The 15,469-nt window shown below is 74.5% G+C and carries 15 protein-coding genes; 6 read left to right on the forward strand and 9 right to left on the reverse strand.

Annotation, left to right across the window (positions count from 1 at the left end):
• Positions 1 to 48 precede the first annotated feature (48 nt).
• On the forward strand, positions 49 to 552 hold the full coding sequence (locus GA0070607_RS02490; protein WP_089016702.1) for a hypothetical protein: 504 nt from the start codon (positions 49 to 51) through the stop codon (positions 550 to 552).
• Here the strand turns inward: GA0070607_RS02490 and GA0070607_RS02495 are convergent.
• Positions 542 to 2,131 carry an MFS transporter gene (locus tag GA0070607_RS02495; protein WP_089016703.1) on the reverse strand — a complete coding sequence of 530 codons (1,590 nt, stop codon included), beginning with the start codon at positions 2,129 to 2,131 and terminating at the stop codon, positions 542 to 544. The genes GA0070607_RS02490 and GA0070607_RS02495 overlap by 11 nt on opposite strands.
• An 81-nt stretch (positions 2,132 to 2,212) precedes the next feature.
• Between GA0070607_RS02495 and GA0070607_RS02500 the strand changes: the two genes are divergently transcribed.
• Both GA0070607_RS02500 and GA0070607_RS02505 read left to right on the forward strand, forming a co-directional pair.
• Positions 2,213 to 2,974 (forward strand): TetR/AcrR family transcriptional regulator, encoded by a 762-nt coding sequence (locus GA0070607_RS02500; RefSeq protein WP_197701229.1) that lies wholly within the window; start codon positions 2,213 to 2,215, stop codon positions 2,972 to 2,974.
• Between the two features lie 9 nt (positions 2,975 to 2,983).
• Complete coding sequence (locus tag GA0070607_RS02505) at positions 2,984 to 4,018, forward strand: AraC-like ligand-binding domain-containing protein (protein WP_089016705.1); 1,035 nt, start codon at positions 2,984 to 2,986, stop codon at positions 4,016 to 4,018.
• 171 nt (positions 4,019 to 4,189) lie between these two features.
• Here GA0070607_RS02505 and GA0070607_RS02510 read toward each other — a convergent pair whose 3' ends face one another.
• The 8 genes from GA0070607_RS02510 to GA0070607_RS02545 are packed head-to-tail and all read right to left on the reverse strand — an operon-like array spanning position 4,190 to position 12,940.
• A complete protein-coding gene (locus GA0070607_RS02510) occupies positions 4,190 to 5,173 on the reverse strand; it encodes a DNA topoisomerase IB (protein ID WP_089016706.1) in 984 nt (327 codons plus the stop codon).
• Positions 5,157 to 6,110 (reverse strand): glycosyltransferase family 9 protein, encoded by a 954-nt coding sequence (locus tag GA0070607_RS02515; RefSeq protein WP_089016707.1) that lies wholly within the window; start codon positions 6,108 to 6,110, stop codon positions 5,157 to 5,159. The genes GA0070607_RS02510 and GA0070607_RS02515 overlap by 17 nt, the downstream gene beginning before the upstream one ends.
• Positions 6,107 to 6,808 (reverse strand): SDR family oxidoreductase, encoded by a 702-nt coding sequence (locus GA0070607_RS02520; RefSeq protein ID WP_089021606.1) that lies wholly within the window; start codon positions 6,806 to 6,808, stop codon positions 6,107 to 6,109. The genes GA0070607_RS02515 and GA0070607_RS02520 overlap by 4 nt, the downstream gene beginning before the upstream one ends.
• Positions 6,805 to 8,373 (reverse strand): PfkB family carbohydrate kinase, encoded by a 1,569-nt coding sequence (locus tag GA0070607_RS02525; RefSeq protein ID WP_089016708.1) that lies wholly within the window; start codon positions 8,371 to 8,373, stop codon positions 6,805 to 6,807. Before GA0070607_RS02525 ends, GA0070607_RS02520 begins: the two co-directional genes overlap by 4 nt.
• Before the next feature lie 16 nt (positions 8,374 to 8,389).
• Positions 8,390 to 9,091, reverse strand: a complete 702-nt coding sequence (locus GA0070607_RS02530) for a D-sedoheptulose-7-phosphate isomerase (RefSeq protein ID WP_089016709.1) — start codon at positions 9,089 to 9,091, stop codon at positions 8,390 to 8,392.
• Positions 9,088 to 10,305 carry a glycosyltransferase gene (locus GA0070607_RS02535; protein WP_089016710.1) on the reverse strand — a complete coding sequence of 406 codons (1,218 nt, stop codon included), beginning with the start codon at positions 10,303 to 10,305 and terminating at the stop codon, positions 9,088 to 9,090. Before GA0070607_RS02535 ends, GA0070607_RS02530 begins: the two co-directional genes overlap by 4 nt.
• Positions 10,290 to 11,264: a glycosyltransferase family protein gene (locus GA0070607_RS02540; RefSeq protein ID WP_089016711.1), complete on the reverse strand. Its 975-nt coding sequence runs from the start codon at positions 11,262 to 11,264 to the stop codon at positions 10,290 to 10,292. The genes GA0070607_RS02535 and GA0070607_RS02540 overlap by 16 nt, the downstream gene beginning before the upstream one ends.
• Positions 11,261 to 12,940, reverse strand: a complete 1,680-nt coding sequence (locus GA0070607_RS02545) for an HAD-IIIA family hydrolase (protein WP_089016712.1) — start codon at positions 12,938 to 12,940, stop codon at positions 11,261 to 11,263. Before GA0070607_RS02545 ends, GA0070607_RS02540 begins: the two co-directional genes overlap by 4 nt.
• 173 nt (positions 12,941 to 13,113) lie before the next feature.
• Between GA0070607_RS02545 and GA0070607_RS02550 the strand changes: the two genes are divergently transcribed.
• The 3 genes from GA0070607_RS02550 (at position 13,114) to GA0070607_RS02560 (ending at position 15,451) form a co-directional block, all read left to right on the forward strand.
• The gene (locus GA0070607_RS02550) at positions 13,114 to 13,542 is read left to right on the forward strand and encodes an SRPBCC family protein (protein WP_331716443.1); all 429 of its coding nucleotides are present in this window, start codon (positions 13,114 to 13,116) and stop codon (positions 13,540 to 13,542) included.
• Complete coding sequence (locus GA0070607_RS02555) at positions 13,539 to 14,540, forward strand: SDR family oxidoreductase (RefSeq protein WP_089016714.1); 1,002 nt, start codon at positions 13,539 to 13,541, stop codon at positions 14,538 to 14,540. Before GA0070607_RS02550 ends, GA0070607_RS02555 begins: the two co-directional genes overlap by 4 nt.
• Positions 14,541 to 14,683: 143 nt before the next feature.
• Complete coding sequence (locus tag GA0070607_RS02560) at positions 14,684 to 15,451, forward strand: polyprenol monophosphomannose synthase (protein WP_089016715.1); 768 nt, start codon at positions 14,684 to 14,686, stop codon at positions 15,449 to 15,451.
• Positions 15,452 to 15,469 lie beyond the last annotated feature (18 nt).

Genomic DNA, 15,469 nt, shown 5'->3' on the forward strand with positions numbered 1-15,469 from the left:
CGGGGCCCACCGATTGACCAAGCAGAGCAGGGCGGAAGGGGCGTTGCCGTGATCGAGCAGCCGGCGTACACCGGTTTCGGTTTCTCCGACGAGGAGTGGGGGCTGCTGGTCGGCCTGCCGCAGTCGGTGCTGACCACCGCGAGCGCCGCCGAGTCCGACGGCACCCGCCGGACCATGGCGGAGAACGCGGCCGGGTTGGAGACCATCGCGGCGGGCCGGGAGTCGGCCAGCCCGCTGGTCGCCGCCGTGGCCGGCGAGATCGTGACCCGGGTCGGCGACCCGGAGGCCGGCGAGGAACTGCCCGTCATCGCGCCCGCCGACCCGCGGGCGATGATCGACGACGTGCTGGTGCGGGCCGGCGAGGCCGCCGCGCTGCTGGCCGTCCGGGTCGACGAGGGTGCCGCGGGCGCGTACAAGCACTGGCTGGTGGAGATCGCCGAGCAGGTGGTCGGTGCCGCGTCCAGCGGTGGGCTGCTCGGGCTGGGCGGCGAGCCGGTCAGCGACTCCGAGCGGCGTTTCCGCGACCGGCTCGCGCAAGTGCTCAACGACTGACGGACGACATCGGCGTACCGGCCGAACCGGTCGGCTCGGCGGGCAGCGCCGCGGGGTCGGCCGGCCGGACGCCGCGCAGCGTGGCCAGCGCGGCCACCGCGCCCAGCAGCATCGCCACAGTGGCGGCGACCGCGGCGAGGTGCAGACCGTCGGCGAACGCGATCCGGGCGGCGTGCAGCACGGCGTCGCCCAGATCGGCCGGCAGCCCCTCGGCCACCGCCAGCGCACCGCCCAAGGTCTCGCGGGCCGCGTCGCGGGCGTCGGTCGGCAGCCCGGCCGGCAGGCCGTCGAGGACCTCCCGGCGGTAGACCGCCGCGCCGACGCTGCCCAGGATCGCCATCCCCAGCGCGCCCCCCAGCTCGCTGCTGGACTCGGTCAGCGCCGAGGCGACACCGGCCTGCTCCGGCGGGGCCGCACCGAGGACCAGCTCGGTGACCAGCGACATCACCATCACCAACCCGGCCGCGTAGACGCTGGCGCCGAGCAGCAGCAGCCAGAGCGGCGACTCGGGCGTGACCCGGGTCAGCACCAGAAAGCCGAGCACGGCGATCCCGAACCCGGTGCCGATCAGGTACGCCCGGTCGATGCGCTGGGCGAGCGCGGCGGCGGCCGGAGCGATCCCGCCGACCGCCAGGGATGGCACCAGACTCCACAGTGCCGCCCGCAGCGGGCTCAGGCCGAGCACCAACTGCAGGTACTGGGTGGTGAAGATGGCGAAGCCGACCAGGGCGAACATCGCCAGCAGGTTGACCGCGAGAGACCCGGCGAAGCCGCGGCGGCGAAACAGCGCCAGGTCGATCATCGGGTACGCCCGGGTCCGCTGCCGGTGCAGGAACAGCGCCCCGACGAGCAGGCCGGCGACGATGGCCAGCACCCGCGCGGGGGTGACGCCGTCGCGGGCCATCTCCTTGATGCCGTAGATCACCGGCAGCAGCGCGCCGAGCGACAGCAGCGCGCTGACCAGGTCGAACCGGCCCGCGCCGGGGTTGCGGAACTCGGGCACCAGGATCGGGGCGAGCAGGAGCAGCAGCACCATCGCCGGAATGTTGATCAGGAAGATCGAGCCCCACCAGAAGTGCTCCAGCAGGACGCCGCTGAGCACCGGACCGATCGCGATGCCACCGGTCAGCGTGGCGGTCCAGATGCCGATGGCGGTGCCGCGCTGCTTGGCGTCGTGGAACATGTTGCGGATCAGGGCGAGCGTGGACGGCATCAGGGTGGCCCCGCCGACGCCGAGCACGGCGCGCGCGGCGATCAGCGTCCCGGCGCTGTCGGCGTACGCGGCCAGCAGGGACGCCGCGCCGAACGCGGCCGCGCCGAACAGCAGCAGCCGACGCCGGCCGATCCGGTCACCCAGCGCGCCCATGGTGATCAGCAGCCCGGCCAGCACGAAACCGTAGATGTCGAAGATCCAGAGTTGCTGGGTGGCGGTGGGGCGCAACTCCTCGCTGATGAACGGGACGGCGAAGTAGAGCACCGACACGTCCATCGAGACCAGGAGCAGCGGCAGCATCAGCACCGTGAACCCGATCCACTCCCGCCGGCCCGCGCGGGGTGCCGGTGTGGTCGTCACTGTCATGGGAGAACTCCTTCTGCGTATGGCGTACGCTGTTATGCGTAGACCATACGCAGAACTAGGATGGCATGGCAAGGAGGAGACGTGGCGGCACAGACAGACGACAGCGGTCCGGCGATCCCGCCGGCCATCGAGAGCGCGTGGGGGTTGCGAGAGCGGCCGCCCAAGGGGCCCCGGCCCGGGCTGACCGTGAGCGGCATCGTGGACGCCGCCGTGCGGGTGGCCGACGCCGACGGGCTGGCCGCCGTCTCGATGAGCCGGGTGGCCAAGGAGTTGAACGCCGCCACCATGGCGCTCTACCGGTACATCGCCTCGAAGGACGAGCTGCTGATGCTCATGGTGGACGCCGGGTACGGCCCGCCGCCCGGCCCCGCCGCACCCGACGCCGACTGGCGCGCCGGCCTCACCCGCTGGGCCTGGGCCGAACACGACGTGCTGCGGCAGCGGCCCTGGCTGCTGCACGTGCCGATCATCGGCCCACCGCTCACCCCGCAACAGCTCGGCTGGCTGGAGGACGGGCTGCGCTGCCTCGACGGCACCGCGCTCACCGAGGGCGAGCAGATGTCCGCCCTGCTGCTGATCACCGGCTACGTCCGTAACGAGGCGACGCTCACCACTCAGATCGCCGAGGGCAGCCGGGCCGCCGGCATCGAGCCGAGCGAGATGATGCCGGCGTACGCCCGGATGGTGGGCCGGCTCATCGACCCGGCCCGCTTCCCGGCACTGCACCGGGTGCTCGCCTCCGGTGTACTCCACCAGAACGACGACCCGGACGAGGAGTTCACCTTCGGCCTCGACCGGATCCTCGACGGCATCGAGGCCCTGATCCGGCGTCGAGCGGTCTGAGGGCGTCCGATGCTGCACAGGGACACCATCGACACCACAGTCCTGCCGCCCGGTGAGCGGTTCGGGATGTGGCTGGATCTGGTCGCGCGCACCGCGGCGCCGCTGCGGATCCGGTCCGCGCACGCGGACGACTTCGCCGCCCGGGCCGACTTCATCGATCTCGGCCCGATCCAGCTGGTCGAGTACCGGTACCCGTCGCTGGACGCCACCCGGACGCGCAAGCTGGTCAGCCGCTCGGACCCGGAACTGTACGTGCTCGCCCTCACCACCGACGGGATCGGCACGTCCAGCCAGGACGGTCGCCACAGCGAGATCCACGCCGGAGAGTTCACCTTCTACGACGCGTCCCGCCCGCACGACGTGTGCCACCACGCCACCGAGCCGGAACGCGGCCAGGCCACCTCGATCATCAGCCTGATCCCGCACGCCGCGCTGCCGCTGCCGCCGCAGCGGATGGCCGCGCTCTACGGCGGCCGGATGTCCGGCAGCGAGGGGATCGGCGCGCTGCTGGCGCAATTCCTGCTCCAGGTCACCCGGCATCCCGAGCAGTACCATGCCGCCGACGCCAGCCGGCTCGGCGCGGTCGGCCTGGACCTGGCCACCACCATGCTCGGCCGGCACCTGGTCGCCGAGGACGCGGTGCCGACCGAGGTCCGCCGCCGCGCGCTGGTCACCCAGGTGCAGGCGTACGTCCACCGCAACCTCGGCGACGCGACGCTCAGCCCGCAGACCGTCGCGGACGCCCACCACATCTCACTGCGCTCACTGCACCGCTTGTTCGAGGCCGAGGAGTCCACCGTCGCGTCCTACATCCGGGACCTGCGGCTGGCCCGGTGCCGGCGCGACCTGACCGACCCCGCGCTGCGCACCCAGCCCGTGCAGATGATCGCCGCCCGCTGGGGGTTCGCCGACAAGGCGCACTTCAGCCGGGCGTTCCGGGCGGCGTACGGGGTGAGCCCACAGGCGTACCGCGAGGTCCACACGGATTCGGCGCGGATCGTCAACCGCCCGGCGTCCGTGGTCAACTCGTCCCGGGCAGACTGACAATCAACGCGGCCGGCCCGCGGACCGCCCAGGCGGCCGCGGTGGTCGCCAACGGGGGCCGTGGCGAGGCGCCCGCCGCCAGGCGCGGCGGGCGGCCGCCCGGTGCAGCCCCGACCGCGGACTGAAGCTCCGGTCCCGTCACTCTCCCCCCAGGACCGTCGGCGGGGCCGGTCAGGCCTTCTCCAGCAGCGCCAACACGACCCGTTCGGCCTCCTCGCGCGGCGCCTGCGGGTCCACCGGCGCCACCACACCGTCGTGGTAGAGGTCCACCACCCGAGGGTCCACGTAGGACGTGCGCGCCACGGTGGGGGTGTTGCCCAGCAGCTCGGCGACCTCGCGCATCACCGCGACCACCGCCTTGCGCCGGGCGGTCATCGAGCGCCCCGGGCCGACGGTGGCCAACTCGGTCGCGGCGAGCACCGTGGCGTGCCAGGTGCGGAAGTCCTTGGCGGTCATCTCCCCGCCACTTGCGTCGCGCAGGTATCCGTTGACCTCGTCGCTGCGCACGTCCCGCCACTCCCGGCCGTCCCAGTAGCCGAACAGACGGTCCGCCCGCCGACGGCGGCGGCGCAGGTCGATCAGCACCTGGCACAGCTCCGGATCCTCGATCCGGCGTACCTGCTCGATGCCACCCTTCGCCGGGAACTCGAAGACCACGCAGCCGCGCCGGGTCCGGGCGTGCTCGGGGCGCAGGGTGGACACCCCGAACGTCGGATCGTCGCCGGCCGCGTACTGGTCGCTGCCCACCCGGAACATCCCCATGTCCAGCAACCGGGCCACCGTGGCCAGCACCCGGTCCCGGCCCAGGCCCCGGCCGCCCAGGTCGTTGCCCACCCGCTCCCGCAGCACAGGCAGCCGCCGGGCCACCTCCAGCATGTGGTCGAACTTCGCCTCGTCCTGCTTCTCCCGCCACAGCGGGTGGTAGAGGTACTGCTTGCGCCCGGCCGCGTCGATGCCGGTCGCCTGGATGTGCCCGTTCGGGTACGGCGAGATCCAGACGTCCTGCCAGGCCGGCGGGATGACCAGCTCCCGCAGTCGGGCCAGCTGGTCCGGATCCCGGACCGGAGCGCCGCTCGGATCGACGAAGTGCCAGCCCTTACCGCGCCGTCGGCGCCCGTACCCCGCCCGGCCCGGATCACTACGCCGCAATCGCACCGGAGACCCGCACCACCCGTTCCACCTCGTCCACGGCGGCCAGCACCTCGTCGAGCCGCAGAGCCGCCAACGTCGGGTGGCTTCCTACCCCGTCCCACCTGCGCCAATCACCCTCACCGGCCCAGAGCACGCGGTGCCGGGGCCGGTCCGGCGGCGGCCCCCAGTGGGCCGGCGGCACCGGCCCGAAGAGCACCACCGAGGCGGTGCCGTACCCGGTGGCCAGGTGGGCCACGCCGGTGTCCCCGCTGACCACCAACCGGGCGTTGGCGACAAGTGCGGCGAGCGCCCCGAGGTCGGTCCGGCCGGCCAGCACGGCGGTCGGCGGCAGGCCGGCCGCGTCGGCCACTCCGGCGGCCAGGGCGCGTTCGTCGGCCGAACCGGTGAACAGCACCCGGTGCCCCCGGTCGGTGAGCGCCCGGGCCAGCGCGGCGAACCGCTCGGCCGGCCAACGCTTCGCGGGAATCTTGCCGCCGGGGTGCAGCACGGTCACCCCGGTGGGCAGCCCGGCCACGTCGGGGCGGCGCAGAGCGAGATCGGTGCGGTCGGTCGCGACGCCGTACCACGACAGCAGCCCGCACCACCGGTCCACCTCGTGCTCGTCGGCCGCCCACGGCGGGCCGTCGGTGAAACCGGCCTCGGTGTTGGCGAAGGCGAGCAGGCGTCCGGGGCGGGCGGCGGCGAGCAGCCGGTGCGACTGCGGGCCGCGTCCGTGCAGGTTGACCGCGACCTGCGGGGCCGGACCGGGCCAGGCCGGGCGGTCCAGCCCGGCGGTGTCCACCAGCCGGTCGACGCCGCCGACCAGGTCGACCAGCGGGGCCAGCCAGGCGGGCGCGGCGAGCGCCAACTCCCGACCGGGGTACGCGGCCCGCAGCGCCCGCAGCGCGGGCACCGCGGTGACCAGGTCGCCGACGCCGAGGGCGCGCAGGACGAGGATCACGGGTACGAGGTCTCCTGCTCGGCGCAGACCACCATCTCCCGTACGGCGCAGCCGGGCGGCTGGTTGAGCGCGTACATGATCGCCGCGGCGGTGTCGACGGGATCGTTGAGGATGGCGTCCGGCCCCGGCTTGTACTGCGGGTCACGCTCGTCGAAGAACGCGGTGCGCATCCCGCCGGGAATGAGCAGGGTGACGCCGACCTGGCCGGCGAGTTCGGCGGCGAGGGCGCGGGTGAAACCGACCACGCCGAACTTCGCCGCGCAGTACGCGGTGGCGTCGCTGACCGCCTTGACACCGAGGGTGGAGGCGACGGTGACGATGCGCCCACGGGAGGTCTGCAGGAACGGCAGGGCGGCCCGGATCACCGCGGCGGTGGCCAGCAGGTCGACCGCGACGATCCGGTCCCAGGTCTCCCCCGGCACGTCGGCGAGCCGGCCCGGCACGTCCATCCCGGCGGCGGTCACCACCGCGTCCAGGCCGCCGGCCTGCTCGGCGAGGTGTTGCGTGGCCACCTCGGCGGCCCGGGTGTCGGCCAGGTCGCACTCGGTCCAGGACACCCCCTCGACCGGCGGCTGCCGGTCCAGCACGAGCGGCCGGCCACCGGAGGCGGCCACCGCGGCGACCACCGCCGCGCCGAGGCCGCTGGAGCCGCCGGTGACCAGGACTGTGGGCCCGGCGCCGGGCGACCCGGCGCTCATCGGGTCCGCTCCCCACCGGGCGTCACCGACGACGGCGCGGCGGTGCAGGCCGGCTCCGTCGGGTCGCCGGTCGCGCAGCACGCGCCGGTGGCGTGCCCCTGGCCGGAGCGGGCGATCATGTCGGTGGTGGACCGGCCGTCCAGGTACGGCACCACCACCGTGTGCCCGCCCCAGCGGCGCAGGACCTCCGCCTCGGGCAGCGCCGCGGAGTCCCCGCCACCGGTGGCGTAGTCCCCGCCCTTGACCCAGATGTCCGGACGCAGCCAGGACAGCGCCGCCTCCGGGGTCGACTCGTCGAAGAGCAGGACGGCGTCCACACAGCTCAGCGCGGCCAGCAGCCGTGCCCGGTCACCCTCGGACATCACCGGCCGGTCCGGCCCCTTCAACCCGGCGACGCTGGCGTCGGAGTTGAGGCAGACGATCAGGCAGTCGCCGAGCTGCCGGGCGGCCTGGAGGGTGGCCACGTGCCCGGCGTGCAGCAGGTCGAAGCAGCCGCCGGTGGCCACCACCGTGCCGCCGGCCGCGCGTACGTCGGCGAGCAGCGTGGCGACGGCCGCCACGCCCACCCGGTCGCCGCCCGAACCGACCACGCCGGTGGGCAGCGGTCCACGGTTCGTTCGCGACTGCGGGGCCCGCAACCCCGGCTCACTCCTCGCGCTCAACGGTCGCACGCGGGGTGGGAGGGCCGCCGCCACTCCCCCGCCCGCCACGTACGCGGACGCCTCGGCGACCGCCGCCTGCACCGCCTCGGAGACCAGCGCGCCCTGGGCCAACGCGAGACTGGCGCTGGCCGCGAACCGGTCGCCGGCGCCGCAGGTGTCCCCCTCGGCGCTGCCCGGGGTGGGCACCACCAGCGGCGTCGATCCAGCGTGGCAGAGCAGCGCGCCGTCCCCGCCCAGCGTCACCGCGACGGCGCCGGCCCGCCAGCGTCGGCGCAGACCCTGCGCGCCCCGGGAAGCGGTCGCCAGGCGGGACGCTCCGGGCAGCGTGGGGACCAGCTCGCGCACCTCCGACTCGTTCGGTGTGGCCAGATGCACGCCGGGCACCGCCGCCGGTCCACGCGGATGCGGGTCCCACACCACCGGGGCGCGGGTGGCGGCCAGCGCGGCGCGCAGCGCGGGCTGACGGGCGACCCCCCGACCGTAGTCGCTGACCAGCACCGCCGACGCCGCACCGATCACCCGCAGCACCTCGTCGGAGGGCTGGCCCGGTTCGCCGGGTACGCCACCGCGGTCGTGGCGCAGCAGCACCCGGCCGCGGGCCCGCAGCCGGACCTTCTCCGGCGTCGCGCCGGACAGGGTCAGCGGGTACACCTGCACGCCGGCGGCGGCGAGCAACGCGCTCAGCCGGGCGCCGCCGGCGTCGTCGGCGAGCGCCGTCACCAGCACCACCTCGGCGCCCTGCGCGGCGGCGAAGACCGCCGCGAGGCCGGCGCCACCGGGTCGGTCAGTGGCCGACGTCTCATCGAGCACGGGCACCGGGGAGTCCGGGCAGAGCCGGTTCACGACCCCTTCCACGTCCCGGTCGAGCAGGGTGTCCCCGACCACCACCACGGGTCCCCTCACGCTTTCCTCCTCATCCTCACGCGTCGACCTGCTGGCCGGTCCCGCCGTCGAGCACCACCTCGACCCCGGTACGCACCGGCCCGGACGGGACCCGACCGGCCGGTGCGGGCTCGGCCGGTTCGTGCCGGGTGGACGCGGCCAGCGCGGCGGGCAACTCCTGCTCGAGGTATTCGCAGAGCAGGTGGCTGGTGACGAGGTGCAGTTCCTGGACGACCTGGGAGTCGGGGGACGCGACCGCCAGGGCGTCGGCGCAGGCGTCGGCGAGGGGATTGGGGGCGGGCCCGGTGAGCGCCCAGGTGGTGAGGCCGCCGTCCCGGGCCGCGTGCGCGGCGGTGAGCAGGTTCGCGCTGGTGCCGCTGGTGCTGAGCAGCAGCAGGATGTCGCCGGGTCGGCCGTGGGCGCGGACCTGGCGGGCGTAGACGTCGGCGTAGCCGTAGTCGTTGGCGATCGCGGTCACGGCGCTGGTCTCGGCGTGCAGGGCGATGGCGGACAGCGGCTGCCGGTCGTGGTGGAGCTTGCCGACGAGTTCGGCCGTGAGGTGTTGGGCCTCGGCCGCGCTGCCGCCGTTGCCTGCGACCAGCAATCGCCCGCCGCCCGCCAGCCGGTGCGCCAGCTCGGCACCCCAGCGCGCCAACTGCGACTCGCACCGGCGGTAGGGCACCAGCGCCGCGGCAAGGTTCGTCAGATGGGTGTCGAGCAGGCTGCCCGCCGGCATCAGGCCACCACCCGGGTCGGCCGGCGCACGGCGGCGACCTCGCTGTAGAGCTCCGCCAGCCGCTCGGCGGTGGCCGCCCAGGAGTACCGCGACCGGGCCCGCTCACGCGCGGCGGTGGCGTACCGGAAGCGCCGGATGCGGTCGTCGAGCAGCCGCTGGATCGCGGTCGCCAGGGCACGTGGATCGCGGGCCGGCACGAGGTCACCTGTCGTCCCGTCGACCACCGTGTCCCGGATGCCGCCCACCGCGGTGCCGACCACCGGCACGCCACAGGCCATCGCCTCCAGCGGCGTCAACCCGAACGGCTCGTACCAGGGGGCGGCGACCAGCAGGTCCGCCGAGCGGTACCAGCGGCCCATCTCCTCCCGGGGCACCGCGCCGACCAGCCGTACCCGGTCGGCCACCCCGCAGGTCTCGGCCAGCGCCCGCAGCCGCCGGGCGTACGGGTCGGTCTCCAGCAGTCCCTCGGGCGGCCCACCCACCACCACGCACTCGGCGTCCGGCACCAGGGCCATCGCGCGGACCACGGTCTGGAAGCCCTTGCGTTCGACCAACCGGCCCACGGTCAGGATCCGGGGCCGGCCCGGCTCGCGGTCCGCGACCGGCCCGAGCGGGGCGAACGAGGCGAGGTTCACCCCGGACGGGACGACTGTCATCCGGGACCGGGGCACTCCCATCCGGACCAGCTCACCGACCTCGTCGCGGCACTGCGCGACCACCCGGTCCACCGAGCGCCCCAACTCCCTCTCGTAGGAGATCCGCCGGGCCGGACTGGTGTCCTGCACGCCCTGGTAGCGGCGCTTCACGGTGCCCAGCGCGTGGTACGTCTGCACCACCGGCACGCCGGTCTGCCGGCCGGCATTCAGCCCGGCCAGGCCACTCATCCAGAAGTGCGCGTGGATCACCTCGGGCATCCAGTCCCCGCCCCGCCACCGCTCCACCAGCCACCGGCTGAACTCCCGCATGTGCGGCAGCAGCGCGTCCTTGGCCACCGGCTCGGCCGGACCGGCCGGCACGTGCACCACGTCGTACCCGTCCGGGCTGCGAACGGTCACCGGCAGGTCGAGCGCGTCGCGGCGGGTGTAGACCCGCACCTCGTGCCCGGCGTCGGCGAGCGCGGCGGACAGTTCCGCGACGTGCGTGTTCTGGCCGCCGGCGTCCTCCCCTCCGAGGATGGCGAGCGGGCTGGCGTGCTCCGAGATCATCGCGATCCGCATACTTCCTCCTCCAGCAGCCGGTCCCAGTCAGCGAGGAAACGGTCGAGGCCGTACCTGTCCCGCGCGGCCGTCCGTGCCGCCGCGCCGGCCTGACGCGCGGCCGCCGGCTCGGCGATGAACCGGCGGGCGGCGTCGAGCAGGGTGTCCATCCGGGTGGCGAGGGCCCCCGCCGCCGGGGGCACCGCCGTCACCGCCTCGGTGGTGGCGAGCGCGACGACCGGCATGCCGATCGCCATCGCCTCGATCAGGCTGAGCCCGAGCGAGGTCCACCGGCACAGGTGCAGGTACGCGCGCCGCCGGGCCAGTTCGGCGTGCATCCGGTTCTGGGGTACGTCGTCGTGGCTGGTGAGCCGGTCGGCGGGCAGGCCGAGGTGGTCGGCGAGGCCGGCGACGCCCATGCCGAACACGTCCAGCGGAGCGATCTCGGCGAACCGGGGCAGCAGGTCGGTGCCGGTGACCCGGCCCCGCCGTACCGGCTCGTTGATCACCACGGCGAGTCGGTCGAGCTCACCGGTGTACGACACTGCGGGGGCGACGATCCCGTGGTCGACCACTGTGGTGCGGCTGGCGCCGGTGTCCCAGAAGATCTGGTTGAACCCGGTGACGTGGGCGATGAGCAGGTCGTCGCGGTCGGCCATCGGGTGCCGGGTGTTGGGCACGTCGCCCTTGGGCGTGTTGTGCTCCACGTAGATGGCCGGGACGTCGCGGCCGGGGCGGCGGCCCAGCCACTCCTCGGCGAGGTCGACCTCCTCGGGGCGTTGCAGGATCACCAGGTCGACGCCGGCGCCGAGCAGGTCGGCGGGGGCCACCTCGACGGCGCTGTCGGGCCACGGGTAGGTGCGGGCACGGCCGAGGCCGTAGGGGCCGCGGTCGGGTGTGGTGGGGATCAGGTAGCGGTGACCGCCGTGCACGAAGGACGTGGTCCAGGAGCCGTGCACGTGCCAGAGCAGGATGTTCATCGGCCGCCACCACCGCTGACGGTCAGCACGCGCAACGCATCGACCACCTCGGCCGGGTCGATGCCGCTGAGGCACGGGTGCGCGGGCACCGGGCAACTGGCGGCCCGGGTGTCCCGGCAGGGCGCGTCGGCGTTGCCGAGCCGGACGGTGGGCACCCGGTAGGGCCCCCACTGCCCGAACGGGACGGTCGGCGCGAAGAGACTCACCACCGGCACCCCGGCCGCGGCGGCGAGGTGTGCCGGCCCGGTGTTGCCGACCACCACCGCTCCGGCGTCGGCGACGATCGCGGCCAGCCCGGGCAGGTCCGTCCGGCCACCCAGATCGGTACCGCCGGCCGCCGCGACCCGGGCGGTCACGTCACGCTCGTCGGGGCCGCCGGTGACCAGCACCCGGTGCCCGGCGGCGGTCAGTGACCTGGCGATCCGGGCCGCCAGCTCGGGCGGGCAGGCCCGGCTCGACGCGGCCGAGCCGGGGTGCAGCACCACGTAGCCGGGGTCACCGAGGTCGGCCGGTCGGGGCGGCAGGGCGTCCGGCCGCAGCCGCAGCACGGGTTCGTCGTCGACGGGCAGCCGGTGGCCGGCCGCGGCGGCGAGGGAGAGAGCACGTTCGGGTTCGGGGACGCCGACGGGCACCCGGTGGCGCACGTCCAGCAGGGAACCCGGGTAGTCGTCGCTGATCGCGGAGATCCGGCGGATCCCCGCCATCCGCAGCAGCAGCGCCAGCGGCAGCGCGGACTGGTGGAACGAGGTGAACACCACCGCCTCGTCCGCGCCGACCGCGGCGAGGCGCGCGATCAGGGTCCGCATGGCGTCCGGTTCGACAGGCGCCGGCGCGGGATCGATCCACGGCAGCGGATGTTCGATGATCTCGTCCACGCCGGGCAGCAGGTCGGCGGCCGCGCGCCCGCGTGGCCCGCACAGCAGCACCACCCGCTGCGCGCCGGCCGCGACGGCGCGGATCGCCGGCCCGGTGACCAGAACGTCCCCGGCCGAGTCCGACCGCACCACGAGTGCCGTCCCCGCCCGCTCGCGGACCGGACCCGGCACGGCGCGCACCGCCTGCTGGCGGCGCAGGATCTCATCCACCGCCGACGGTAGATCGCTGGCCAGCCACCCGGCGGCGGCGACCTCCTCCGGTCGGGTCACCGGGGTGGGCACCAGCACACCTGTCGCCCCCGCCGCCAGCGCGGCGGCCACGTCCCGACCGATGTCGCCCACCAGCACGCAGCGCGACGCGCGCGTGCCGAGCTCCCGTGCGGCGGCGTGCACCAGGCCGGGGGCCGGCTTGCGGCACTCGCAGCCGTCGGCGTCGTCGTGCGGGCAGACCAGCCACGCGTCGAAGCGCCCCAGCAGCTCCTCGATCCGGGCGTGCACCGCCCGCATCTGCTCCGCACTGAAGTAGCCACGGGCCAGACCGGACTGGTTGGTCACCACCGCCAGCCGCAACCCGGCGGCCCGCAGCCGGTCCAGCGCCGCTCGCGCCCCCGGCACCGGCCGTACCTTCTCCGGATCACCGTTGTACGGCACGTCCTCGATCAGGGTGCCGTCGCGGTCCAGCAGCACCGCGTCGTACAGGACGGGGCGGATGCCCTCGACAGGCCCGGAACCGGCCCGGCCAGCACCGGCGTACACCCGGGCTGACCTGCGCTGATCCGGATCCTCCTGGTCCTGTCGCACAGGCGGCGGGTTCCCTGCGCCCCGAGGAGTAAACGTCGTCGTCGGCGCGGTGGGCCAGCGCCGCCGGCGGCGCCCCGCGTCGGCCTTACCCGCAGTCCCCGAGAAGCTAACCCGACGGGCCGTTAGCCTCCTTCTCCCCGGGGTATGGGAGTCCAGTGGCGATTGTGGAGAAAGTGATCGACGCTTCCCCCCAGCAGGTGTTCGACGTGCTGGCCGACGGGTGGACGTACAGCGACTGGGTGGTCGGCACCGCGCACGTCCGGGACGTGGACGAGGCCTGGCCGCGGGCGGGCAGCCAGCTGCACCACCGGGCCGGGCCGTGGCCGTTCTCGTTGCAGGACGCCTCCACCGTGCTGGTCTGCGAGCCACCGCACCGGCTCGTGCTGCGCGCCGGTCTCTGGCCGGCCGGCGAGGCGATCGTGGCCTTCACCCTGGAACCGGTCGGCGAGGGCGCCACCCGGGTCCGCATCGGGGAGGACTTCGCCGCCGGTCCGCTGCGCTGGATCCGCAACAAGATCAATGATCTCGTGCTGCACCTGCGCAACCGGGAGACGCTGGACCGGCTGTCCGACATCGCCACCCGCCAGAAGGGGACGCCGTGACGCGGACGGTGGTGGTGACCGGCGCGAGCGCCGGCGTCGGTCGGGCCGTCGCACACGCGTACGCGGCCCGGGGCGCCCGGCTGGCGCTGCTGGCCCGTGGCGAGGCGGGCCTGGCCGCGGCCGAGCAGGAGTGCCGGCGGCGCGGCGCCACTGACGTACGCGTGTACCGGGTCGACGTCGCCGACGCGGGTGCCGTGCAGCAGGCCGCCGACGACGTGGTGCACCGGTGGGGCCGCATCGACGTGTGGATCAACAACGCGATGGTGTCGGTGTTCGCACCGGCATGGGAGATCCCGGCGCGCGAGTTCCGCCGGGTCACCGAGGTCACCTACCTGGGCACGGTGCACGGCACGCTGGCGGCGCTGCGGCACATGCGCGCGCACGGTCGCGGCGCGATCGTGCAGGTGGGCTCGGCGCTGGCCTACCGGGGGATCCCGCTGCAGTCGGCGTACTGCGCAAGCAAGCACGCCGTGCAGGGGTTCAACGACTCGCTGCGGGCCGAGCTGCTGCACGACTGCCCGGGGGTGAAGCTGTCGATGGTGCAGCTGCCCGCGGTGAACACCCCGCAGTTCTCCTGGGTCCGCACCCGGCTGCCCCGGCATCCACAGCCGGTGCCGCCGATCTTCACGCCGGAGTTGGCCGCGCGGGCGATCGTCTGGGCCGCCGACCACGGCACCCGGGAGCTGAACGTGGGCGGCCCGACCTGGCGGGCCCGGCTGGGCGACATCCTGATCCCCGGCCTGCTGGACCGCAAGCTGGCCCGGGACGGGTACGACAGCCAGCAGACCGGCGACGAGATCGACCGGACCACCTGGCGGGACAATCTCGACCACCCGCTCGACGAGGACCGCGACCGGGGCGCGGCGGGCGTCTTCACCGGCCGGGCGCGCGGTCGCTCGGCGGCGCTCTGGGTCGGCACCCACAAGCCGGCGCTGTCCGGTGTCGCGCTCGCCGGCGTGGCGCTGGCCGTCGCCGCCGCCGCGCGACGCCCTCGCTGACCTGGGGTTGGAGCAGCCGAGCGGCGCTCGTACCCAGCACAGGGACACCGTCCGCAACGCCCGGTCGGGGAGCCTTTCCAACCCGGATGTGGCAACTGGCTACCCTCTCAGGTAGCCCTGTCCGCAAACCGAGGATGTCCGACATGATCGAGCCCGTGCAGCTGCCGTCGCCGTGGCGGGACGCGCGCCTGACCGTCGTGGTGCCCACCTACAACGAGGCGGGCAACCTCCCGGCGCTGGTCGAGCGGCTGCTCGCACTGCCGCTGCCGGGGCTGCGCATCCTCGTTGCCGACGACAACTCCCCCGACGGCACGGGCGAGGTGGCCGACAAGTTGGCCATCGAGCACCCGGACCGGGTCGAGGTGGTGCACCGGGCTGGCAAGGAGGGCCTGGGCCGGGCCTACGTGGACGGGATGGGGCGGGCGCTCGACGGCGGCGCCGAGTACGTGGCGCAGATGGACGCGGACCTGTCCCACCCGCCGGAGGCGCTGCCGGGGATGCTGGGCGCGCTGCTCTCCACCCAGGCCGGCGTGGTGATCGGTTCCCGGTACGTGCCCGGCGGCGAGCTGGACGAGAACTGGCCGCTGTACCGCCGGGCACTGAGCGGTTGGGCGAACCTCTACGTGCACACGCTGCTGCGGGTGCGGATCCGGGACCTGACCGCCGGCTTCAAGATCTGGCGGGCCGACGCGCTGCGGGACATCGACCTGAACCGGGTGCAGTCCAACGGCTACAGCTTCCAGGTCGAGATGCACTACCTGGCCACCAAGCTGGGGCACACGATCCTGGAGGTGCCGATCCGCTTCGAGGAGCGGCGCGACGGCGAATCCAAGATGACCACGGCGACCAAGATCGAGAGTGCCTTGATGCCGTTCCGCCTGCGCAGCAAGCACCGCAACATCACCAGCTGACCCGTCCACCGGCCCGCC

Source organism: Micromonospora coriariae (genome assembly GCF_900091455.1).
GTDB classification, from domain to species: domain Bacteria; phylum Actinomycetota; class Actinomycetes; order Mycobacteriales; family Micromonosporaceae; genus Micromonospora; species Micromonospora coriariae.